Genomic DNA, 23,312 nt, shown 5'->3' with positions numbered 1-23,312 from the left:
GGCGGCTTTTTGCCTTTTGCCGTCGGCAGCAGATAAATCAACGATGCGTTTTTTTACATAGATCTTGTATTCAGGCAATCACAACTCGTTAATAGTGTCTGTAACCGCCATATTACGAATACGCTTTGCTGGTGTGTGAACCGCAGCAATACACGAAAATGAAATCAATAAAATAATAATTGCTATTGGAGTGACAGGAATTTTCCATACGCCGCCAAAATGGCTTAAAATAATCTTCACATAAATAAGATAGTGAAGCAGCAGGCCGAGTACAATTCCAACAATCGTACCGCTGGCAGCGTATGTAACGGCTTCGGCAGCTATCATTTTCGTTACTTGCCGGCTTTCCATGCCAACAGCGCGCATTGCGCCATATTGCTTAATCCTTGCAGATACGCCTATGGAAATACTGTTCATAATATTCAGCACGGTGATAAGGGAAATAATCGCCAGAAAACCGTATGCTGCAAGACGGAACACCCAGTAGGAGCCGTTGACATCTCTATTTTCTTCCCTATTATCCAAAAACAGATAATCACCAGCCAGATCACAAATTCTATTTACGTCTGCCTCAGAAACATCTTTTTCCAGCATCACACTAACCATCATATAGTTTTGTTCACCCAGTAGGCGTGTATAGGTTTCTTCCGAGCAGACCATTGTAGCCGAACCGCTGACGCTTCCCACTCCCTCGGAAACGATACATGCAATTTCAATTTCTTCACCTCCGATTTTAATCTTATCGCCAACGCTTAGCCGTTTATCCTGATTATAGATTGCCAACGCATAGCCGGAATTTCCATAGACCTTTGATAAATCGCCGCTCATAACAGAGTTCTTGAAATTGTCAATCATGAACTTATTATAAGAGAAAAGATCAACCGTTTCTGCCCTTCCATTAATTTCAACAGGGTATGCAGCATTAAGCATAGTACCAAAAACAGTTTTCACACCGGGTATTTCTGAAATTTCTTCTACCAGATCCCTGGTTACAGAATTTGCATCATTTTCACTGCTGATTGTAATGTCTGGTGTAAAGTCGCTTATAGACGGGAGCAGCTTATGCACAAGATCAAGGCAGGCGGAAAATGCAAGAAACAGGACGATCATAAGGGCAGAGGAACCTGTAATAAGCAGAAGATTTTTCTTTGCGCCGGTTGCATGATGAATACCCAAAGAAGTTTCCACTTTGAAAAACCTTATTTTTGTGATGCGGCTAACCTTTTTCGATACATTTGCATTGCCGGATACTGCTGCTACTGGCGAAACCCGTGCTGCCTGCTTCGCAGGGGAATGGGCGGCAATGAATACAGTGACAACACCAACGGCAGCGCCGCTGAGAATACCGCTTATGCTTACTGCAAAAAGCGGCATATCCACCCACTCGCCTTTTACCAAAATTTTTAAAACCGCGCATAATATCCAGCAGGTTATGGTTCCCAAGGCACAACCGATCGGAATTGCTGTTTTACACCAGTTCAATGCCTCAAGCCGTACAAAACGTATGATTTGCTGTTTACTGGCACCAATACAACGCATCATCCCAAAAAATGCTGTACGTTGTGTCACATTGCTGTTCATACAGCTTGAAATCATAAAAACGCCTGAAACTAAAATGATAATGAAACAGACGGCTGCCAGAGGATAGAGCTGGCTTACACTTTTATTGCTGCTGGCTCCCAATATTCCCAAAAGACCCATATTTTCTTTTACATTTGCGGCGGTAAGATTGTATTGCTGCTTCAAGTCTGCAATCGCTTTTTTCAGGCCGCTTTCTTTTTTAAAGCGAATGTAGAATTGAGAGGCGGGCTCCGTACCGTTCATGGCAGAAATTTCATCAAATGCCGCCCGGTTCATATACACACAGGTTCCGTCAATAATATTGTTAAATTCAGTATCATCCTCATAGAAGCCGGAAATGGTATATTCAAAATCCCCCGCAGGTGTATTTAAGGTAATCCTGTCGCCAACCGTAATTCCGAATAAATCTTTTGCGTCAGCACTAAGGGCAGCTTCCTTTTCACTTTGCGGATAAGAACCCTCCAACGGGTAATTCATAATATTTGTTGTGTATGTTTCCTCAACACCATACAAAGCAGCATTTTTACCGCCTGTGTAATAACCTTGATCTGCACTGGTGTTCATTTCGTTGTACCATGAAGAAAAAGCAACATCAGAGGTTTCCATAATCTGTTTCGCTTCATTCTCCGGTACATTTTGGAGGGCAATGTGCCAGTCCCCTTGATTGTGGCGCATTGTAGTGGTTTCTGCCTTTGTCCACATCTCTGCCATGGAAAAAATAGACGTTACCAGAAATACCGCAAGAATAATACAAATGCGGGTCATACGGCTTTGGCGTTTATGGACGCGTGCAGAAATAGGCACAAGGCTAAGGTAGCTTTTCATTCGCGGCACCTCCCAAAATCGGTCAGCTGCCCGTCGGATACCTGCAAAATCCTGTCGGCTGTCTGTGCGATACTTCTGCTATGGGTAATCATTACAATGGTCTGCTCATATTTTCTGGACGCCTCTTTCAGTAATGCAATGACTTCACTTGTATTTTGTGTATCAAGATTTCCGGTCGGTTCGTCGGCAAGTATCAGCGCCGGACGTGTCATTAAAGCGCGTCCGATTGCCACACGCTGCTGCTGGCCGCCGGAAAGCTGACTGGGAAGATGGCGGCGGCGTTCTTTTAGGTTAAGGACAGTAAGCAGCTCTTCCAGATATTTCATGTCCGGCTTCTGATAGTCAAGCAATACGGGAAAAACAATGTTCTGCTCCACGGTTAATTCCGGTATCAGGTTAAAACTCTGAAAAATAAAGCCAATATTCCTGCGCCGGAAAACGGTCAGATTACGTTCTTTCATAGAGAAGATGTCCTTGCCGTCAATAAACACCTTGCCGGAGGTGGGCGTATCCAGAGCCCCCACCATGTTCAGAAGCGTACTTTTTCCGGAGCCGGACTCCCCAACGACGGCAACAAATTCTCCTTTGGGGACAGAAAACGTCGCTTGTTTTAATGCGTGTACGGCAACTTCGCCATTTCCATAAGTTTTTGAAATATTTTTAACTTCTAATAAATCCATTCTATTAACACCTCTTTCTGTTTTGATATAAAAAGAGTAGCATACGAACCCTACTGCGAGATGACGCACAGCCTACAATTTTGTAGGAATCAGAAAATTGATGGTAAATGTAGTTCCAACACCTGATAAGCTGTTTCTTTTGATTGTTCCATTATGCGCCTTAATAATAGTTTTTGTCAAAGGAAGCAAAAAAGAGTAAAATAAAGTATAAAAATAAGGAAAAGGGGATTTTAAATGGACGGTATACTTCATATTGTCAGTAAGGACAAGGATTACTGGAAAAACAGAAAAGTAGGAAATATCCCTGCAGGCGAAGACACACTGGAGCTGACAGGGGGAAAGAAACAGGAAATCCTGGGTTTCGGCGGCTGTTTTAATGAGCTGGGCTGGGATGCGCTGCTGAAAACGGAGCCTTCGGTACGGGAGAATTTTATCAGGGAGCTTTACGCTATATCAGGGAAGCGCAGAAATAATGTCCCGAATTAGAGCTTTTTGCCTCTCCCTGGAGTCCTCCCACCTGGATGAAGACGAAGAAGGTCTATAATTACGGACGGATCCGCATGGAAGAGAGGGTGCTGGACGCCTATGCAAGATATTTTGTGAAATTTGTAGAGGCCTATAAGGAGCTGGGTATCCCGGTGTCCATGGTTCATGTACAGAATGAGCCCATGGCGGATCAGAAGTTTCCCTCCTGCCTGTGGCATGGCAGCGATATGAGCGATTTTATCAAAGGATATCTGGGGCCGGCCTTTGAAAAAAGCGGCCTGGGAACCTAGATCTGGCTGGGGACGATAAACGGTCCCTTTGTGGATTTCCGCTGGCCGGGCTACGGCGCGCCCTATGAAGAATTTTATGATCAGTTTGCAAATACGATCTTAAGCGATAAGGAGGCCAGAAAATATCTGACGGGAGTAGGCGTGCAGTGGGGCGGAAAGCATCAGCTGGAGCAGATCGGGGCGAGTTTCCCGGAAATGCATATTATGCAGACGGAAAGCGAGTGCGGAGACGGGAAAAATGAATGGGAGCAGGCGGAATATATTTACTTCCTGATGTATTGATACAGTGGTTGACTTTATGCGATATTTATGTAAATATAAAATAAGATTTTGTATTTGCATAATATAATATTTTTTTTACATGCTAATTAGGGAAGGAAAATCCGCTGAACGCAAAGAAACCGTATTTTGCTCCGCAAAACAAGTAGGAGGACTGCTATGTATATAGAAAGGACCATAGAGCCAACCATCAAAAAAATAAGTGAAACATTTCCCGTATTAATAGTAACAGGGCCAAGGCAGGTAGGAAAAACGACACTGTTAACCCGGCTGGCGGATCCAAATAGAAAAATTGTTTCCCTGGATAATCCGACTATACGTGCATTTGCCAGGAGCGATCCTGAAATGTTCCTGCAAAGGTATGCCCCTCCCGTATTAATAGATGAGGTACAGTATGCGCCTGAATTATTGGACTATATTAAGGGATATGTGGACAGGAAGAAAACATGCGGAGATTTTTGGCTGACCGGTTCACAGACCTTTCATATGATGAAAAAAGTGACGGAGTCTCTGGCCGGCAGGGCAGGGATTGTAAAAATGCAGGGACTTAGCAACAGTGAAATACGCGGGAAACATTTTGCACCGTTTCAGGTTGACATTCCGGAACTGATGAATCGTATGAGTGATACGGAGCCTATGAATATCACACAGATATTTTCCCGTATTTATAAAGGCGCTATGCCACGCTTATATGAAAATGAAAATGTTGATAAAGAACAATATTATGAATCTTATCTGGAGACATATATCAGCCGCGATATCAAAGACCTGACTCAGGTTGCGGATGAATTGAGTTTCCTTAATTTTATGACAGTTGTCGCAGCGCGTACCGCAACAAATGTTAATTATGAAGCTTTGGCGGGCGAGGTTGGAGTTTCAGCGCCCACAGTGAAGCAGTGGATGTCCATATTGGTTTCTTCCGGCCTTGTTGCATTAATCCCTGCATTTTCCAATAATGCTCTGAAGCGTGTCATCAAGGCCCCGAGAATGTATTTTCTGGATACCGGATTATGTTCCCATCTGACAAGATGGAGCAGTGCGGAGGTTATGGAGCGCGGTGCCATGGACGGGCAGTTTTTTGAAACCTGGGTGGTGTCTGAAATATACAAAAGTTATATAAATGCCGGAAAGAATCCGCCGCTCTATTTTTACAGGGACAGCAATAAGAAAGAAATTGATTTGATTATTTATCAGGATGGAATTGTAAGTCCGGTGGAAATAAAGAAAGGCTCGGCACCTAAGGATGCTGTTAAGAATTTTTCTGTTCTGAATCCGATAGAAGAGGAGGCTGCTTCGGAGGATGTATTTTCAGGGACAGCGCATCTGAAAACAAAAGTCGGCACCGGCGCGGTAGTATGTATGCCGCCTGATTTAATTCCTGTTGATCGGAAAAACTGGTATGTGCCGGCATGGATTATTTAGACGGAGCTGGAAGATGGGGCACATTTTGTACAGGCGGATTCCGCCTGCAATAAAAAATTTATAAAACTGCCTGTGGAAAAATGCGCGGGCATAATCAGGGAGCCTGGATGCAGGCTCCCTTTTATATTCAGGCAACTTATGGTTGCGAAAAAGAACTTTCAAAATGATGGTAAGTAAAACACCTTCTGTGTATAATAATCAGTAACAGTTCAGGACAGCGGAAATAATTACTAAAAAAGGGAGGTTTGCTGATGAAGTTGGCAGAGAAGATTATGGAATTAAGAAAAGCAAACGCTATGACGCAGGAGGAACTTGCTTCCATCTGTAATGTGAGTAGGCAGTCTATTTCTAAATGGGAGGCGGATATAGCATTGCCGGAAACTGAAAAAATACTGTTATTGGGTAATATATTTCATGTTTCTATGGATGTGTTATTAAAGGATGAGCTGACATTAGGAGAGGTTAAAGAGGTGCATAGCTGCGGAACCAATGCTGTTCAAGGGAAAAAGAAGGAAATATATGAGGGCGTATTGATAAAGGAAAGCGTAAACGACGAGAATATTATTGATTTTTTGAATATCCACAAGATTGAATTATGGAATACAGGCGGAAAACCGAAATACTGGACAGCTCTTTTTTTTACCAGTGATAAGCAGGATTTGCCGGAACAAATGGCCAAAGTTATGGTTTCGGATACGGAAGGTGGTCAAAATTGGTTCGTTGATTTCAAAGCCGGAAATGAGAAATATATCGTATTCAAAGATAAAATATTAAAATACCGGATCGGTAACCAATCTGAGAAAGAAAATGTATGTGCTGAATGTCGCAAAATGGGTATTTCCGATGGAGAAATGAATTGGTCAGAATAGGAGAGCCGGCATGAGAGTAATATTAACATCAGCGGGGTTGGAAACAGAAGAGATTAAAGAGTGTTTTGTGAAAATGACAGGAAAAAAGATGGCAAACGTAAAGGCATTATTTATTCCGACAGCCGCCACAGATGCAGGAGCAATAGAAGTGTTGCCGAAATGGAATGGTAATCGGTGTGAGTGCAGGGAGCCTTCTTTTCTCTAATAATTTAGCTGGTAACTTGGGGTTAATAAATACAAAATTAGATGTACATTGTCAAGAAGGAGAGACGAGAGGTAAGTTAGCATATCCCTTAAAGGACAATGTGAGATTAACAAATACCTGTGCACTTGTTGTGCGGGCATTACCAGATGAATTAGAGATAATCGGCGAATAGGAAGACGAACAATGTTTGAAGGATTTAATGAGTCTACAATAGGGTATTATCAGGCAATCAGAAAAGATAATTGTAAAAATACGCATAAAGAAAATAAAATGCTATACTTTGATGGCGTGAAATATCCGCTGGAAGAATTGTATTCTGAACTGTATCGATATTTCAGTAAAGCAGACGGGGATTTGCTGGGTAATAAGAGACAATGTATCTCTTCTGCATATAACGATGCACGATTTTGCAGGGATGCTCCGGTTAAGGAGTATTTTTACATACGATTTAAGCTGGACAAGGTGAATAAAAAGAATGCACCTGGCTTTTTTTTCGATGCATCTTTGACAGGGTATAAGTTTGGGTTGAATATCTATAATTCAGATTCAAAAGGTATGGAAAAAATAAGGGAGTATATATTGGATAACAGGAATTTTGCAAAAGGAGTAATTGAAAAGTTTAATGAGTCTGGTTTGCTGGGAGTGCAGGGAGAAAAATATAAAAGAGCATGTTATCCTGAAGAAGATGTGATATTACGGGAGTGGTTGGAGCGCAGGAGAATTTCTTTTGTGCATGAAGATGAATTAAGCGATGTGTTTTTTGGGAGAGATATGCTTGAATGTATGTTAGCTGCATTTGATAGTGTGCAGGATGTGTATTTTATGCTAAAGGAAGCACTGTAATTTAATCATAGGAAAAGGCCTATATTGGAGAACGTTTTCGGGTACGAAACCTGGAAGCGTTCTCCTTTTTACGTGCTACAGGCGGCACATATTTCTATCAGGTGCAATTCGGGATTCCAAAATCCTTTTCTGAAAAATCCTTTGCAATATCTTCCGTCAGAGCAGTATAGATGGCCGCAGTAATCTTTCTGCATGAATTTTTCAAATTTCGGTACAATAAATGTATAGAAAAAGGAGGTTCAATGGATGCAGAGAAATTATGTGGAAGAGACGGCCGTAATTACAGAGGAACTGATAGCTGAGTACAAATCATACTTATATAAGGAAGAAAAGAGCAGGAATACCGTCAGCAAGTATATCCGCGATATCCGGGCGTTTTCAGCTTTTATGGACGGCGGGCAGGTCAGAAAAGAAAATATTCTGGCATGGAAGGAAAAACTGCAGGCCACCCACAGCCCGGCCAGCATAAATTCCATGTTGGCTGCAGTAAATGGCTTTTTTGACTGGCTTCAGCTTCCTGAATTAAAGGTAAAACCTTTGAAAATACAAAGGGAAATTTTTTCAAAGCCGGAGAAGGAACTGACACGGACCGAATATTTACGGCTGGTGGAAACCGCGGAAAAAGAACACAGGCACCGGCTGGCGCTCCTTCTGCAGACCATCTGTTCAACAGGAATCCGGGTATCCGAATTGAAATATATTACTGCGGAAGCAGTGAAGACGGGCCGTGCGGCAGTGGACTGCAAGGGCAAAACCCGTATTGTCCTGCTGCCTTCAGAGCTGGTCCGTGTCCTTGGCCGTTATTGCAGCAGTCAGGGGATTGGGAAGGGAATGATTTTCTGTACAAAAAACGGGAAGCCGCTGGATCGGTCGAATATATGGAAAGAGATGAAGAACCTCTGCGAAAGGGCAAAGGTGGAGCCGGACAAGGTATTTCCCCATAACCTGCGTCACCTGTTTGCGAAGGTATATTATGAAATGGAAAAAGACCTGTCAAAACTGGCGGACCTGCTGGGACATGCCAATGTAGCCACCACGCGCATCTATACCATGGAAAGCGGTGTGAAGCATGTTCGGCAGCTCGAACGGATGGGGCTTGTTTTTGCGGGCAAACAAAAACCACATAATGATGATTATGTGGTAAATAACAGGAAACGGAGAAACTGACGCACATTCCGCGCGGATATTCCCCTCTAAATGGATACGTAAACCAGGCCGGATAAAAAAATCTTTTCCCGGCCTTTTTGTAATGTCAATTACCATAACGACTTCCTTTTTATTTATTCACCGCAGCCGTTACATTTAGTTGTATTTCTCATTTATACATGCTAAAATTAATATGTATTTTATTTTAAGTTATGTTTGTTACCACATAATCATCATTATGTAGTGTTCAACGGGCAGTGAGACAGATTCCTCTGCCGCAGATATCAGAGATAAACGGAGGGAGAGACATACATTGAGAAAAACATTACTGGAAAGTTTGTCAAAAAGAGCCGGGCTGACTTTTTTATCAGACCTGCACTATAAACCCTATTGGCCTGATATCTACGATACACTGAAGGAAATGGAGGCAGAGGATTACACCCTGGAAGAGTGGGAAGAGGCGGCAGAGTATATCCTGGGAAAAGGGGTCGGGCCGTTCGATTCCGCGGAGTCTGTCTATCGTTGTATCCTGCAATGTTTGAAGCTGTACTGAAGCCATAAAAAAAGAGTCTGAATCCAGGCTCTTTTTTTTATGGAAAAGACCTTAAACAGAAATTATAAATTTTGTATGAAACGGTTTTGTCGGACGCATATTAATAAAGATATGAAAAAGAAGGAGGTAAAGCTTATGCTTGACCTGTCAAAATTAACAACAGAGTCCCGGAATCCGGATACTATGGCGCTGGATGAAACGACTCCGCTGGAAATAGCCCGCACGATGAACCAGGAAGACGAAAAAGTGGTGAAGGCGGTGAAAGAGGTGCTGCCCGAAATAGCCACGGCGATCCAATGGGCGACGGAAAGCCTGGAGGCCGGCGGCAGGATTATCTACCTGGGAGCCGGAACCAGCGGAAGGCTGGGCGTGTTGGATGCGGTGGAATGCCCGCCCACCTTCGGCGTGGATCCCTCCCGGGTGGTGGGGCTGATAGCCGGCGGAGAAGGCGCTTTCATAAAAGCGGTGGAAGGTGCGGAGGACAGCCGGACGCTGTGTGAAGAGGATTTGAAAAAACTGGGCCTTACCAGCAAGGATATCGTGATCGGGCTGGCAGCTTCCGGAAGGACGCCCTATGTGATCTACGGCTTGAAATATGCAGCATCCGTCGGCTGCAAAACCGTAGGTATCGCCTGTAATAAAGGTTCGGAGGTGGGCAGACAGGCCCGGCTTGCCATAGAGCCCCAGCCCGGCCCGGAGGTCCTGACCGGCTCCACCCGTCTGAAGGCGGGGACCTGCCAGAAGATGGTGCTGAATATGATTTCCACCGGAAGTATGGTCGGCGTGGGAAAAGCCTATGAAAACCTGATGGTGGATGTGAAGCAGAGCAATGAAAAGCTGGTGGTGCGCGCGCAAAACATCACAATGACGGCCACAGGATGCACAAGGGAAGAAGCGGAGGAAGCGCTGAAGCAGGCAAAGGGACATGTGAAAACTGCGATCACAATGCTTCTCCTTCACTGCAGCGCTTCGGAAGCCGCCAGTAAGCTGGAGGCTGCCCACGGCAAAATCAGGGAAGCCCTTAAAACGAGTACCTTAAAATGAGTAAAAGCTGAGAAAAGGAGGCTGGCAAATGGATTACAGACAAATCAGCATACAGCTGCTGGAAAAGCTGGGCGGCAAAGAAAATATATCCTCCAATGCCGCGTGCATGACAAGGCTGCGCGTGGGCATCCGGGATATGTCCAGGGTGGATCTGGCAGGCGTCAAAAAGGTGGAGGGCGTTCTTGGAGTTGTGGAGAGCAATACCCTGCAGATCGTGTTCGGGCCGGGGAAGGTGAATAAGGTGCTGGAAGAATTTTACCAGCTGACCGGACTGGCCAAGGGCGTGGCGGAGGATCCGGACGCGGCGCCTGCAAAAAAGGAAAACGTGTCGGATCTGACCCGGGAAAACAAAGAAAAACAGAAGGCAAAGCATGACAAACCGGTACAGCGTTTTTTAAAGAAGATTGCCAATATCTTTGTGGCGCTGCTGCCCGGCATCATAGCCGCCGGCCTGATCAACGGCATCTGCAATGTTATCAATGTCTCCACGGACGGCGCGCTGTCCGGGCTGTGGTGGTATGAATGTATCAGGACCATGGGCTGGGCGCTGTTTGCCTACCTTCCCATACTGGTGGGCTTTAATGCGGCAAAGGAATTCGGCGGCTCCGGCGTGCTGGGTGCAATTGCGGGCACGATGTCCATTGCCAATACAGCAATGCCTCTTCTTGCCACCTTTGACGATAAACAGATAACGCTGCCCTTTACCAACGCTGTTTTCAATCCGGCGGCGGGCGGACTCCTAGCCGCGCTTATCGCAGGCGTTTTCTTCGCTTTCCTGGAAAAACAGATACGCAGGATCATGCCGGATATCATCGATACCTTTATCAGCCCGCTGCTTGTGCTGATAATCGGCGGCCTTGCGGTCCTTCTCATCATCCAGCCTGTGGGCGCCATGCTGACGAACGGGATTTTCACGGTACTTACCTTCGTATATGAAAAGCTGGGCGTGGTGGGCGGTTATATCCTTTCCGCCGGCTTCCTTCCCCTTGTGTCCGTGGGACTGCATCAGGCGCTGACGCCAATCCATGCGCTGCTCAACGATCCGGAGGGCGCCACGAAGGGAATCAACTATCTGCTCCCCATTCTGATGATGGCGGGCGGCGGTCAGGTGGGCGCCGGCATTGCGCTGTATTTAAGGACGAAGAACAAGAAGCTTAAGGGCTACATCCGGGATTCCGTCCCGGTAGGAATTCTGGGAATCGGGGAGCCGATGATGTATGCGGTCACCCTGCCGCTGGGCCGTTCGTTTCTGACGGCCTGCCTTGGTTCAGGCTTTGGCGGCGCGGCGGCAGCCCTGTTCCATCTGGGCGCCATTTCCCAGGGAGTATCCGGACTGTTCGGCCTTCTCATTGTCCAGCCGGGGCAGCAGATGGGCTTTGTGGTATCCATCGCGATCGCTTATGCGGGCGGCTTTCTGCTGACCTATTTTTTCGGCGTGGATGAGGACCGGATCAATGAAGTATATGGAGACTGATGGGAATCCCGGCCAGGGAACAGATTTGGAGCAAGGGAAATATTATGAATACAGGAATTTCGCTGTACTTTTCAACCGGAGCGGCAAAAAATGAGGGAATAATCCGTAAGGCGTCGGCCTGCGGCGTGAAATATGCCTTTACTTCGCTCCATATCCCGGAGGAAAATGGGGTGGAATACAAAAAGAATATCCGGCGCATGCTGAAGTGCTGTTTTGAGGGAGGCCTGCAGCTGATTGTGGATGTGGGGCCGGAAACGCTGGAAAAGCTCGGCGTTTCCAGGATAGAGGAGCTGGAAAATACCGGGATTACCCATGTCCGTCTGGATTACGGCTTTTCACCACAGGAAACGGTCCGCATTGCGGAAAAATTTCATGTGGTATTTAACGCTTCCACCATTACGGAGGAAGACATCCGGGCATGGAAGGCGGCCGGGGCGGATTTTACCCGCTTTACCGCCTGTCATAACTTTTATCCGAAGCAGTTCACCGCACTTTCCCTGGAGAGCGTACGGGAAATAAACCGGCGGTTGCGCTGTCTCGGTTTTGACACCATGGGCTTTGTGCCCGGGAATAAGGAGCTGCGGGGGCCGCTTCAGGAAGGGCTTCCTACGGTGGAGGAGCATCGGGGGCGGCGGGACGAGGTGCTTTTAAATATGCTGGAGCTTTTCTATGAAGGGATGTGTGGTACGGTTCTCATAGGAGATGTGGATGTCTGGGAAAAAGACTGGGAGGATATAGCTGCGCTGAGTCAAAATTATGTGCGGCTGCGGGCAAAAATACGTCCGGAATATTCTTTTGTCCGAAACATCATTCACCACGACCGGCCGGATTCCAGCGATCTGGTGTTCCGTTCCCAGGAATCCAGGCAGTACAGGCAACAGATACCGCCGGAAGGAATCTGTGAACGGTCCGCCGGCAGCATCAGCCTTTCCAATGAAAAATACCGGAGGTATATGGGAGAGCTGGAGGCGGCCCGTGTGGATTTGCCCGCAGATGAGCGGCTGAATATCATCGGACAGGTGGCACCGGAGCATTTACGGTATCTATCCTGTATCAGACAGGGGCTTGGCATAAAATTTGTCTGAGCAGTACCCTGTTGCAAAAAGTACAAGAAAAAAGTTTAAAGAAAGGATTGCGGCATGGGCGGCAGTCGTATATAATACGAAGTAATGCAGTGAAATACCCGGCCGCAGATGCGGCATGCCTGGAAGCACGGGTATTTTCCCCGCGGCGGCCTGACAGAAGTTTTGTATGTCAGGCATCCGGCGGGAATAAGAGAAAATGAAGAGGTGCCCCGGACGGCAGCAGCCGTGCTCCGGGGATAATAGGGAAAGGGGTGTAATTCCCCTGCGGTCCCGCCGCTGTAACGGACGAGCCGTATCTTACAGAAACCGTAATCCATAAATCCATGAGGATTTTGGTGTTACGCAACTCCACTGGGAAACCGGGAAGGAAAGATACGGTAAGGACTCCGAAGCCAGAAGACCTGCCCTTCATGAAGAATGCATCGGTTACGAGCGATGGCCGGGTGCAAAAGGAAGTGCTTTTTTATCTGAGAAGGATGAAAGGCCTGCTTTTTAGTACCGGTTTTTGCGCGCGTGGAGGCGGCAGAAAACGGTACTTTTTTTATGGCTGTTTTGCGCGGCTGTAAGTGCTTAACAGCAGCTTTTAAAAAACTTCCGGTCGCTCACGGGGATGGAGAAGGACATTGGAGAAAATAAGAAAAAGAGGAATTTTGGCGGTCAGCTTCGGCACAAGCTATGAAGACAGCTGCAGGCAGACCATAGGGGCGCTGGAAGAGGATTTTGCGGAGAATTTTCCCGGAATGCCGGTGAAAAGGGCCTTTACCAGTTCCGTTATCATGCGGATCTGGGAAGAGCGGGGAGTACATATCCCGGATGTGCAGGACGCGCTGCGGGAACTGGCGGCGGATGGGATTGAGGAGGTTCTTATCCAGCCCACCCATTTACTGGCGGGAGAAGAGTATGAAAAGCTGTGCGCCCAGGCGGAGGTCCTGCGCGGAAGCTTTCGACGGATGGACATCGGCGCGCCGCTATTGCATACGGAGGAGGATCTGCACAGAGTTGCAGATTTTTATGCCAATCATTTTCCAAGAGAAGAGGGCGAAGCCCTGGTTCTGATGGGACATGGCTCCCAGCATGAAAATAATGTGGTTTATACCAGGCTGCAGGAGCTGTGGGCACAGATGGAGTGCGGGGATGTATTCCTGGGAACCGTGGAAGCGAAGCCCGATCTGGAGGACGTGACAAGTCAGCTGGAAAAGAGCGGTTTAAAAAGGGCGGTGCTGACACCCCTGATGCTTGTGGCAGGAGACCATGCCCATACGGATATGGCGGGCGCGCAGGAAGGCAGCTGGAAAAGCGTCCTGGAGGGGAAAGGCTTTGAGGTACGCTGCATAGTAAAAGGGATGGGGGAATACCCGGAGATCAGGAGCCTTTATGTAAGACATTTGAAGCAGCTGGAGGAAGCCTGCCGGGGCGTCCTTTACGGAGTGAGCGTAGGGCCGGGGGATCCGGAGCTGCTTACGCTGAAGGCCGTCCGGCTCATACAGGAATGCCCGGTGCTGGCGGTTCCCCGCACCAAAGGGGAAAATACCCTGGCGCTCTCCATTGCAAGGCAGGCGGCGGATTTAACAGGAAAACAGATCGTTTATACGGATTTCCCCATGTCCCGTGACAGACAGGTGCTGGAAGATAATTATGAAAAAATTGCCGGACAGCTTGCCGCGTACCTGAAGGACGGGCTGAATGTGGCAATGCTGAATATCGGGGATATTTCCATCTATTCCACTTTTTCCTATGTGGCCCGGAAAGCGGCGCAGGCGGGCTTCCCGGTGAGAGTATGCGCAGGGGTTCCCTCCTTCTGCGACATTGCGGCGAAAACCGGAAAACCTCTGGTTTCCGGCACCCAGCCGTTAATGGTAATCCCGGCAGGATGCGGGGATTTGGAAAGCTATCTCCCCCTTCAGGGCACCAAGGTGCTGATGAAAAGCGGCGGTAAGCTGGGAAAGATACGGAAGTACCTGCACGAGAACGGGCTGGTAAAGGACGCCCTGATTGCCAGCGACTGCGGACTGCCGGGAGAGCGCTTCGTACAGGCCTCTGCCGCAGCGGCGGAGGAAAAGAACAGCTATTTTACCACGATTATTATCCGTCCGGAGCCAAACTGAGCACGGAGAAGGGAAAGGCATTGCTGGAACAATATGTATATAAAAACAGAAAGAAGCTAAGATGCGGCTATACCACTGGATCCTGCGCGGCAGCGGCCGCAAAGGCGGCGGCGCAAATGCTGCTTGGCGGGCAAAGGACGGAAAACGTGGAGCTTGTGACGCCGTCCGGCCAGAAGCTTCTTCTGGATGTGGAAGAAATTTTACAGGAAAAGGAACGGGTATCCTGCGCCATACGAAAGGACAGCGGGGACGATCCGGATATTACCAACGGGATCCTTATTTTTGCTTCCGTGGAAAAAGCAGAGAATGGTTTCCGGCTGGAAGGCGGCACAGGCGTGGGCAGAGTCACGCTCCCCGGGCTGGATCAGCCGGTGGGGGAGGCCGCCATCAACACGGTGCCGCGGCGGATGATAACCCGGGCGGTGGAGGATATCTGCGCGCAGTACGGCTATACCGGCGGCATCCGTGTCCTGATTTCCATACCGGAGGGCGTGAGGCTTGCCGGCAGAACCTTCAACCCCAGGCTGGGAATTGAGGGCGGGCTTTCCATCCTGGGAACCACGGGGATAGTGGAGCCTATGAGCGAGGCGGCGCTGCTTGACACCATTGAAGTGGAAATGAAGCAGAGGGCGGCGCAGGGATGGAAAAAAATCATTCTCACCCCGGGAAACTACGGAATGGATTTTCTGAAGGAGGCGCTGCATCTGGAACAGGAAAAAAGCGTGAAATGCAGCAATTATATCGGGGAAGCTCTGGATAAGGCAGTGGAAACCGGTTTTGATAGCGTTCTCCTGGTAGGGCATATCGGCAAGCTGGTGAAGCTGGGAACCGGCGTAATGAACACCCATTCCCGCTGGGCGGATGCCCGTCTGGAAACCCTTGCTTCCTGTGCGATTCTGGCCGGGGGCGAAGCAGGGACGGCAGCGGCGCTGCTGCGTTCCAATACGACGGAGGAGGCGCTGGAAATCCTTCGGGAAAAAGGCCCTTTTGAAGAAACCATGGCGATCCTGCTGGAAAAAATAGCGGGCCATTTGGAACACCGCACCGGCGGAAGCATACAGACAGAGGCGGTGGTTTTTTCCAATAAATTCGGTATCCTGGGGAAAACGCCCGGAGCGGACGGCCTGCTTTCCCGGCTGCAGCAGGAATACGGACGGGAACCGCAGTAAACGGAACCGGGAACAAAATGATGCGAAAACCAATGGAGAGGTAGAAGGATATGGTATATTTTGTGGGAGCAGGTCCGGGAGCGCCGGATTTAATTACAGTCCGGGGTCAGGAACTGCTGAAACGGGCGGATATTATTATTTATGCAGGCTCCCTGGTGAATGCGCAGCTACTGAAGGCGGCGCCTGCGTGCTGTCTGATTTACAACAGCGCCGTCATGACGCTGGAGGAAGTGGTGGAGGTCATGGTGCAGGGCGAACGGGAAGGAAAAACCATCGTCCGCCTGCACACCGGGGATCCCAGCCTGTATGGAGCCATCCGGGAACAGATGGATCGGCTGGAGGAAGCCGGCATAGCCTTTGAGGTCTGTCCCGGCGTCAGCAGCTTTTGCGGCGCTGCGGCCTCTCTGCAGGCGGAGTATACGCTTCCCGGCGTCTCTCAGACGGTGATCATCACCCGGATGGAGGGACGTACCCCGGTGCCGGAGAGGGAGCGGCTGAGAAGCCTGGCAGCCCATGGAAGCACTCTTGTCCTTTTCCTGAGCACAGGACTTTTAAAGCAGGTAAGGGAAGAGCTTCTGGCGGGCGGCCTTTCCCCGGATACCCCCTGCGCGGTCTGCTACAAGGTGACCTGGGAGGATGAAAAAATCCTGCGCGGTACATTGAAGCAGCTGCCGGAGCTTGCCGAAGCAGCCGGCGTCCGGAAAACGGCGTTGATTGTTGTGGGAGAGGTCCTGGGTTCTGATTACGAGCTTTCCCGCCTGTATGCCGCTGATTTTTCCACGGAATTCAGGCAGGCGCGCAGGGGAGAGGACGGGACTACATAATGAAAGCGGCGATTATTTCCTTTACGGCAAGGGGAGCCCTGAAAAACAGGGAACTGGCTGCCCTGCTGCGTAAAAAACTCTCCTGTACAGGCTATTCCTTCTATAAATATGCGCTGGAGGGACAGACGGCATTCCGGGAGGTGCGCAGCCTGACGGAAACCCTGTTTTCTTCCTGCGGGCTTCTTATCTTTATCGGTGCCGCAGGAATCGCCGTGCGTGCCATAGCGCCTTTTTTGAAAGAAAAGGATCGGGATCCGGCGGTGCTGGTGATGGATGAACATGCGGTGCATGTGGTTTCCCTGCTGTCCGGGCATCTGGGAGGCGGTAACGACTGGTGCCGGCAGGTTGCCCTGCTCACAGGCGCAGAGCCGGTGATTACCACCGCGACGGATTTAAACGGCGTATTTGCGGTGGATCTTTTTGCCAGGGATAACGGGCTTTTTATTGAAAAACGGGAGCGGATAAAGGAAGTCTCCGGCAGGCTGCTGCATGGGGAAAAGGTGGGGGTTTACAGTGAACTGCCCTGGGAGGGCGAGCTTCCGGAGCTGCTTGTGCCGTGTGAAAAGGGTGGGGATGGCCTGCTGCGGCCCCGTTTGGCAGAAGAAGGGGAAAAAGGTGACAGCGGCCTGCCGGAATGCGGCATTGTTATTGCAGCGCAGCCCCAGGCCGTCCGCTTCCCGGTTACCTGCCGGCTGATCCCGAAAGATCTGACAGTGGGTATCGGCTGCAGAAAGGGAAGGAGCGGGGCGGAAATTTCAGAATTTCTGCAGACGGTATTTCAGAAATTCGATCTGGATAAAAGGCGGATTGCCCGTTTCGCCTCCATCAGCCTGAAGGAAAAGGAGGCTGGCATCCTGGAGCTGGCATTTGCGGAAAGGGCGCCCTTCCTTACGTTTACCGCACAGGAGCTGGAGGCGGTTCCTGGGAAGTTTGAAGCGTCCGGGTTCGTCAGGAAAACGGTGGGCGTGGATAATGTCTGTGAACGGGCGGCGGTTCTGGGAAGCGGCGGCGGAAGGCTCCTTGTGCCCAGGCAGGCGGCCGGGGGCATTACCATAGCGGCGGCGCAGCGTATGCCGGTTATCCGTTTTTACAGAAATGACAAAGGTAACTGAAAAGGAGAGGAAACGATGTTATATATAGTAGGCTTTGGCCCGGGGGGCTATGAAACCATGACTGTGGAAGCTGTCCGGGCGCTGGAGGACAGCGATCTGATTGTGGGCTATACCACCTATGTGGATCTGATCCGTCCCTGGTTTCCGGAAAAGGAATTTCTGGCAACGGCTATGAAGCAGGAAAAGGAGCGGTGTCTTCTTGCCATACAAAAGGAAGAGGACGGCAGAAAGGTGGCGCTGGTATGCAGCGGTGACAGCGGAATTTACGGCATGGCAAGCCTGGTATATGAACTGGCGGCCCGGGACGAAGCACTGATGAAGCGGATACGGGTGATTCCGGGAGTAACGGCGGCAGCCAGCGGGGGCGCGCTGCTGGGTGCGCCGCTGTCTCATGATTTTCTCACGGTCAGCCTCAGCGATCTGCTCACCCCTCTGGAAGTGATAAAAAAGAGGATCCGCTGCGCCGCACAAAGTGACACCGTAATCTGTATTTATAATCCATCCAGCAGAAAAAGGGGCGATTATCTGCGCATGGCCTGTGAAATAGCGCTGGAATATCTTTCTCCGGATACCGTGTGCGGCTATGTGAAGAACATAGGCCGGGAAGGGGAGGAAGCTGCGGTGCTCACCCTGGAAGAGCTGAGGGATACCCAGGTGGATATGTTTACCACAGTTTTTATCGGAAACAGCCATACCAGGAATATTCACGGCAAAATGGTAACGCCCAGAGGATATCGTCTGGAAGAAGAAGCGGCGGCCGCGCAGGAGAGAACATGATACAGAAGGTGATGCTGTTTGCAGGAACCACGGAAGGAAGGCTGCTGTGCGAATTCCTGTCAGAAAAAAATATTAAGGCCTGCGTCTGCGTGACCACGTCCTATGGAGAGCAGCTGCTTCCTTCCGGGGAAAATATGGAAATCTGCACCGGCGCTTTGGATCGGGCGCAGATGGAAGAAAAATTAAGTTCCTTCGGCCCGCAGCTGGTGATAGATGCCACCCATCCGTACGCCAGGCTGGCCACGGAAAATATACGCGCCGCCTGCGGGTTTTTAAACCTTCCTTATATCCGTGTTGTGCGGGAATCCTGCGGGGAAGAAAAAAACGGGTCCGAAATGGCTGTGGTGGCAGGAGAGACCGCATGGCCGGAAATAACCGATATAACGCAGAAAATCGGCGGCCAGGAAGAAAGCCGCCTGCTGACGGAAGCGGACAGCATGGAAGAGGCCGCAAAGCTGCTGGAAAAAATGGAAGGAAACATTCTTGTTACCACAGGAAGCAAGGAGCTGGAAGCGCTGCGGGGGCTGCCCGGGTTTGCCAAGCGTATTTTTGCAAGAATCCTGCCGCAGCCTGAAATGGTGCAAAAATGCATGGAAATGGGACTTTCCGGGAGACATATTATCTGTATGCAGGGTCCTTTTTCCGAAGAGATGAATTATGCCATGCTGCGTGAAACGAATGCCCGGATCTTGCTGACCAAGGAATCCGGGGCCGCAGGAGGCTTCCCGGAAAAACTGCGCGGTGCGAAAAGAGCGGGCGCGGCCGTAGTTGTGGTAAAGCGGCCGGTGGAGGAAGAGGGCTGTTCAGTGGAGGAAGTGAAGGCGCTGCTCCAAAACGGCGGCCGGGATACCGGCTCTGACGGCAGGCCGGATAACAGCCAGGCCCTCCTTTCCGGCGACACGTCGGCGGCTGTACAAATTGATGGTGGGAACACCGTTCCCTGCCTCCGGCAGAACATCAGCATCCTGGGAATCGGCATGGGCTCTGCAGACAGCATGACTGAGGGCGTAAAAAAGCTGCTTTCCCGGGCCGGCCTGGTGGCGGGCGCCGGAAGAATGCTGAACGCCTGCGGGCTTACGGAGGGAACGGCGGACGGCAGGCGGGTTCTTTGTGCCTGGGAGCCGGACATCATCTGCCGGGCAATCGAGGAGAGCGGGGAAGCACAGACGGCTGTGCTGATGTCGGGCGACAGCGGTTTTTACAGCGGGACGAAGAAGCTTCTGCAGGCATTGGAGGCTTACCGGGAACAGATGAAAGGCCGGCGGGAGGTCACAATCCATGTGGAGCCCGGAATTTCCTCCCTGTCCTATTTCGCATCCAAACTGCAGATCTCCTGGGAGGATGCAAAGATTTTAAGCTGCCATGGGAAAGAAGAGAATCTTCTGGCCGCTGTAGCAGGCCACCGGAAAACCTTTGTCCTGACGGAAGGGCAGACCGGGGAAATCTGCGCCGAGCTGACGGCAGGCGGCCTGGGGGATACCCTGGTGTATGAGGGAACCAATCTTTCAGGCCCCGGCGAAAGAATTCGTAAATATCCGGCAAGGGAGTACCGCCGTGAAGGGAAGGACGGGCTTACCGTACTCTTTTTAATCAATGACAGGTACGGCCGGTTTCCTGTCACGGGAATCCCTGAGGAAAGCTTTCTGCGCGGCAGGGTGCCTATGACCAAAAGCGAGGTGCGTTCCGTCATATTGAGTAAGCTTTCGGTAAAAGAAGAGGATATCGTCTATGATTGTGGGGCAGGGACCGGTTCTGTTTCCGTGGAACTGGCGTTGGCCGCCGGAAAAGGACGGGTATACGCCGTGGAATGCGATCCGGAGGGCATTGAACTGATACGCCGTAACGGGGAGAAATTTGGCTGCCGCAATCTGACTGCAGTGGAAGGGATGGCGCCCCAGGTTCTGGAAGGGCTGCCCGCGCCGGACGCTGTTTTCATCGGCGGCACCAAAGGAAGGCTTTCCGGTATCCTGGAAGCGCTGCGGCAAAAGAAGAAGCCCATGCGGATTTGCCTGAGCGCCGTGACGCTGGAAACCGTATCGGAGGCGCTTGGCTGCGTGGAAAGCTTCCATTTACAGAACGCGGGCGCCTGCCAGATTGCCGTGACAGGGCTGCAGCCGATAGGCGGGCTGCATATGCTGAAGGCGCAGAATCCTATTTTTCTCATATGGGGGGATCTGACGGAATGAAAAACAGAGAAGAAAATCAGCCCGTGCGTACGCAGACAGACGGAACCTGTTCCCCTAAACGGCAAATGGAGGGGGCTTCCGGCTGTCCCCGTATCCTGATAGCCGGAACCGGAAGCGGCTGCGGAAAAACGACGCTGACCTGCGGTATCCTGTACGGGCTTTTACAGAGGGGACTGCATCCCTGTGCCTGTAAATGCGGCCCCGATTATATTGACCCCATGTTTCACAGCCGGGTGCTGGGAGTGGAAACCGGAAATCTGGACAGTTTTTTTACGGACAGGGAAACCATGCGGAGGCTGCTTGCCCGGGAAAAAGGGGATCTGTGTGTGATTGAGGGCGTCATGGGGTATTATGACGGCTGTGGTTTTACGGAAAAAGGAAGCGCCAGCGAAATCGCGGCGCTGACGGAAACTCCGGTGATTCTCACGGTTAACGCCAGAGGGATGAGCCGCTCCGTGCTGGCGGTGCTGCGCGGATTTCTGGCAGCCCAGACAGAGCAGAACATCCGTGGTGTGATTTTTAACCAGCTTCCGGCAAAGCTGTATCCGGATATCCGCAGGGAGGCCGAGGCCATGGGCGTACGCGCGCTGGGCTATCTGCCCCGCATTCCGGGAGCGGCTTTTGAAAGCAGGAAGCTGGGACTGGTAGCTCCGGATGAAATCCAGGGCTTCCGGAAAAAACTGGGGCTTTTATACGAAACCATGCGGGAAACCATTGACTGGGACAGCATTCTTGCGCTGGCGAAGGAGGCGCCGGGCTTTGCCTGCATTCCGGAGGAAAAGGACGGCCCTGACGGCCGGGGCGTTAAAATAGCGGTGGCAAAGGATGAAGCCTTCTGCTTCCTCTATCGGGACAACCTGGAATTTTTAAAGGCCCTTGGCTGTGAAATCCTTTTTTTCAGCCCGCTGCGGGAGAAAGAAATTCCGGAAGGGGCGGATGCGCTGATTTTAAACGGCGGCTATCCGGAGCTGCATGCGGCGGCCCTGGAGGCAAATACGGCCATGCGGCAGGCGGTATCCAGGGCGGTAAAGGACGGCATGCCCGTGATTGCAGAATGCGGCGGTTTCATGTACCTGCATGAACGGCTGCAGGGGGAAGACGGCAAAGAATACGGGATGGCAGGCGTACTGCACGGAGAATGCCATAAGACCTCCGGGCTTGCGAGATTTGGCTATATTACCATGGAAGCGGAAAAGGACAACCTGCTTTGCCCTGCCGGAGGGACGCTGAAGGCCCACGAATTCCATTACTACGACAGCACACTTTTGCCGGATGCTTTTACGGCCAAAAAGACCGGCGGATCGGCCTGCTGGAAGGCAGGCGTGGCGGATAAACGGATGTATGCGGGCTTTCCGCACCTTTACTTTTACGGAAACAAAGAGGCGGCTTACGCATTTGTGAGGGCGGCGAAGGAATATGGCCATAGAGCAGGTATTTAAGCCATTGCAGACTAGGGGGAGAACAGGGAGGCAACCAGATAAAAAGATGGAGACAGAAACAGAAAAGTATCTGAACAGCTGTAAAGAACGAATACGGGGGATTGATGAACGGGCATGGAAAGCCGCCAGGCGGCATTGGAACGGGATTGCCAAGCCGCTTTACGGGCTGGGGCTTCTGGAGGATGCGCTGGTGCGCATTGCCGGGATCCAGGGAACGGAAAATGTGTCCCTGGAAAAGAAGGCGGTGGCTGTCATGTGTGCGGATAACGGCATCATTGAAGAGGGAGTATCCCAGAGCGGCCATGAGGTGACGACGGTGGTGACCGGAAATATCGCCAGGGGACTTGCCAGCGTCAACCGGATGGCCGCCTGCGTTGGGGCGGATGTTTACCCTGTGGATGTGGGAATGAAGGAAACAATAGAAGCGGGAAACCTTCTGCACAGGAAGACAAGAAACGGCACCCGCAATTTTTCCAGGGAGCCTGCCATGGAGGAAGCCGAAATGCTGGCGGCGATCCGCGCGGGTGTGGAGACTGCAAAGATGCTTGGCCGGAAGGGATACCATATTGTGGCGCTTGGGGAAATGGGGATCGGGAACACCACCACAAGCAGTGCGGTGGCTTCCGTGCTTCTGGAACGCCCGGCGGAGCAGGTCACCGGCCCGGGAGCCGGCCTGGACCAGGAAGGCGTACGGCATAAGGCACAGGTCATAGCCTCCGCCGTCGCCGCTTATGGGCTGCGAAAGGATGAGACGCTCCGCACCCTGCAGACTGTAGGAGGCTTTGACCTGTGCGCGCTGGCCGGCGTCTGTATCGGGGGCGCTGTCTATGGGCTTGCGGTGGTGCTGGACGGGCTGATTACCTCGGTGGCCGCCCTGGCGGCTTGCAGGCTGGTTCCGGAGGTACGGGATTACCTGCT

20 protein-coding genes, 2 pseudogenes and 1 riboswitch are annotated in these 23,312 nt (G+C 50.8%); of the genes and pseudogenes, 19 read left to right on the top strand and 3 right to left on the bottom strand.

The features are described from left to right. Positions 1–78 precede the first annotated feature (78 nt). The 3 genes and pseudogenes from HMPREF1548_RS21245 to HMPREF1548_RS30660 all read right to left on the bottom strand — a co-directional run. Positions 79–2,406 carry an ABC transporter permease gene (locus HMPREF1548_RS21245; RefSeq protein WP_021638635.1) on the bottom strand — a complete coding sequence of 776 codons (2,328 nt, stop codon included), beginning with the start codon at positions 2,404–2,406 and terminating at the stop codon, positions 79–81. Further along, the gene (locus tag HMPREF1548_RS21240) at positions 2,403–3,086 is read right to left on the bottom strand and encodes an ABC transporter ATP-binding protein (RefSeq protein ID WP_021638634.1); all 684 of its coding nucleotides are present in this window, start codon (positions 3,084–3,086) and stop codon (positions 2,403–2,405) included. Before HMPREF1548_RS21240 ends, HMPREF1548_RS21245 begins: the two co-directional genes overlap by 4 nt. 72 nt (positions 3,087–3,158) lie before the next feature. Beyond that, positions 3,159–3,272: pseudogene (locus HMPREF1548_RS30660) on the bottom strand (sensor histidine kinase); the annotation flags it as partial. A 48-nt stretch (positions 3,273–3,320) separates the two neighbouring features. Here HMPREF1548_RS30660 and HMPREF1548_RS21235 point away from each other — a divergent pair. The 19 genes and pseudogenes from HMPREF1548_RS21235 to HMPREF1548_RS21135 all read left to right on the top strand — a co-directional run. Then, positions 3,321–3,572, top strand: coding sequence for a hypothetical protein (locus HMPREF1548_RS21235; protein ID WP_021638632.1), 252 nt, complete (start codon positions 3,321–3,323; stop codon positions 3,570–3,572). Positions 3,573–3,607: 35 nt separating this feature from the next. Continuing rightward, positions 3,608–4,144: pseudogene (locus HMPREF1548_RS30655) on the top strand (glycoside hydrolase). Between the two features lie 156 nt (positions 4,145–4,300). Next, entirely contained in the window at positions 4,301–5,563 is a 1,263-nt protein-coding gene (locus HMPREF1548_RS21220) for an ATP-binding protein (RefSeq protein WP_021638629.1), read from the top strand. A gap of 251 nt (positions 5,564–5,814) precedes the next feature. Then, positions 5,815–6,432, top strand: coding sequence for a helix-turn-helix domain-containing protein (locus HMPREF1548_RS21215; protein ID WP_021638628.1), 618 nt, complete (start codon positions 5,815–5,817; stop codon positions 6,430–6,432). Between the two features lie 10 nt (positions 6,433–6,442). Further along, positions 6,443–6,637, top strand: coding sequence for a hypothetical protein (locus tag HMPREF1548_RS21210; protein WP_021638627.1), 195 nt, complete (start codon positions 6,443–6,445; stop codon positions 6,635–6,637). 183 nt (positions 6,638–6,820) lie between these two features. Continuing rightward, the gene (locus tag HMPREF1548_RS21205) at positions 6,821–7,480 is read left to right on the top strand and encodes a DUF2461 family protein (protein ID WP_021638626.1); all 660 of its coding nucleotides are present in this window, start codon (positions 6,821–6,823) and stop codon (positions 7,478–7,480) included. 246 nt (positions 7,481–7,726) lie between these two features. Then, positions 7,727–8,647, top strand: coding sequence for a tyrosine-type recombinase/integrase (locus HMPREF1548_RS21200; protein WP_021638624.1), 921 nt, complete (start codon positions 7,727–7,729; stop codon positions 8,645–8,647). A gap of 292 nt (positions 8,648–8,939) precedes the next feature. Further along, positions 8,940–9,179 carry a hypothetical protein gene (locus HMPREF1548_RS21195; RefSeq protein WP_021638623.1) on the top strand — a complete coding sequence of 80 codons (240 nt, stop codon included), beginning with the start codon at positions 8,940–8,942 and terminating at the stop codon, positions 9,177–9,179. A gap of 135 nt (positions 9,180–9,314) precedes the next feature. After that, entirely contained in the window at positions 9,315–10,223 is a 909-nt protein-coding gene (murQ, locus tag HMPREF1548_RS21190) for an N-acetylmuramic acid 6-phosphate etherase (protein ID WP_035323326.1), read from the top strand. A gap of 28 nt (positions 10,224–10,251) precedes the next feature. Next, positions 10,252–11,697: a PTS transporter subunit EIIC gene (locus HMPREF1548_RS21185; protein ID WP_021638621.1), complete on the top strand. Its 1,446-nt coding sequence runs from the start codon at positions 10,252–10,254 to the stop codon at positions 11,695–11,697. 44 nt (positions 11,698–11,741) lie between these two features. Then, positions 11,742–12,782 carry a MupG family TIM beta-alpha barrel fold protein gene (locus HMPREF1548_RS21180; RefSeq protein ID WP_035323324.1) on the top strand — a complete coding sequence of 347 codons (1,041 nt, stop codon included), beginning with the start codon at positions 11,742–11,744 and terminating at the stop codon, positions 12,780–12,782. Positions 12,783–12,967: 185 nt separating this feature from the next. Beyond that, positions 12,968–13,204: riboswitch (cobalamin riboswitch) on the top strand. Positions 13,205–13,405: 201 nt separating this feature from the next. Beyond that, positions 13,406–14,887 (top strand): precorrin-2 C(20)-methyltransferase, encoded by a 1,482-nt coding sequence (gene cobI / locus HMPREF1548_RS21170; protein WP_021638617.1) that lies wholly within the window; start codon positions 13,406–13,408, stop codon positions 14,885–14,887. A gap of 20 nt (positions 14,888–14,907) precedes the next feature. Continuing rightward, complete coding sequence (cbiD, locus tag HMPREF1548_RS21165; protein WP_021638616.1) at positions 14,908–16,056, top strand: cobalt-precorrin-5B (C(1))-methyltransferase CbiD; 1,149 nt, start codon at positions 14,908–14,910, stop codon at positions 16,054–16,056. A 50-nt stretch (positions 16,057–16,106) separates the two neighbouring features. Further along, positions 16,107–16,880, top strand: a complete 774-nt coding sequence (gene cobM / locus HMPREF1548_RS21160; RefSeq protein WP_021638615.1) for a precorrin-4 C(11)-methyltransferase — start codon at positions 16,107–16,109, stop codon at positions 16,878–16,880. Beyond that, the gene (locus HMPREF1548_RS21155) at positions 16,880–17,992 is read left to right on the top strand and encodes a cobalt-precorrin 5A hydrolase (RefSeq protein ID WP_021638614.1); all 1,113 of its coding nucleotides are present in this window, start codon (positions 16,880–16,882) and stop codon (positions 17,990–17,992) included. The genes cobM and HMPREF1548_RS21155 overlap by 1 nt, the downstream gene beginning before the upstream one ends. A 15-nt stretch (positions 17,993–18,007) precedes the next feature. Beyond that, on the top strand, positions 18,008–18,769 hold the full coding sequence (cobJ, locus tag HMPREF1548_RS21150) for a precorrin-3B C(17)-methyltransferase (RefSeq protein ID WP_021638613.1): 762 nt from the start codon (positions 18,008–18,010) through the stop codon (positions 18,767–18,769). Then, complete coding sequence (locus HMPREF1548_RS21145) at positions 18,766–20,955, top strand: bifunctional cobalt-precorrin-7 (C(5))-methyltransferase/cobalt-precorrin-6B (C(15))-methyltransferase (protein WP_021638612.1); 2,190 nt, start codon at positions 18,766–18,768, stop codon at positions 20,953–20,955. The genes cobJ and HMPREF1548_RS21145 overlap by 4 nt, the downstream gene beginning before the upstream one ends. Then, positions 20,952–22,394 carry a cobyrinic acid a,c-diamide synthase CobB gene (locus tag HMPREF1548_RS21140; protein WP_021638611.1) on the top strand — a complete coding sequence of 481 codons (1,443 nt, stop codon included), beginning with the start codon at positions 20,952–20,954 and terminating at the stop codon, positions 22,392–22,394. The genes HMPREF1548_RS21145 and HMPREF1548_RS21140 overlap by 4 nt, the downstream gene beginning before the upstream one ends. Positions 22,395–22,440: 46 nt before the next feature. Then, on the top strand, positions 22,441–23,312 hold an 872-nt coding region (locus HMPREF1548_RS21135), incomplete at its 3' end, for a nicotinate-nucleotide--dimethylbenzimidazole phosphoribosyltransferase (RefSeq protein WP_083493034.1).

Origin of the sequence: Clostridium sp. KLE 1755, assembly GCF_000466465.2 — a bacterium.
GTDB classification, from domain to species: domain Bacteria; phylum Bacillota; class Clostridia; order Lachnospirales; family Lachnospiraceae; genus Eisenbergiella; species Eisenbergiella porci.
This window is presented reverse-complemented; position numbering and strand designations above follow the sequence as displayed.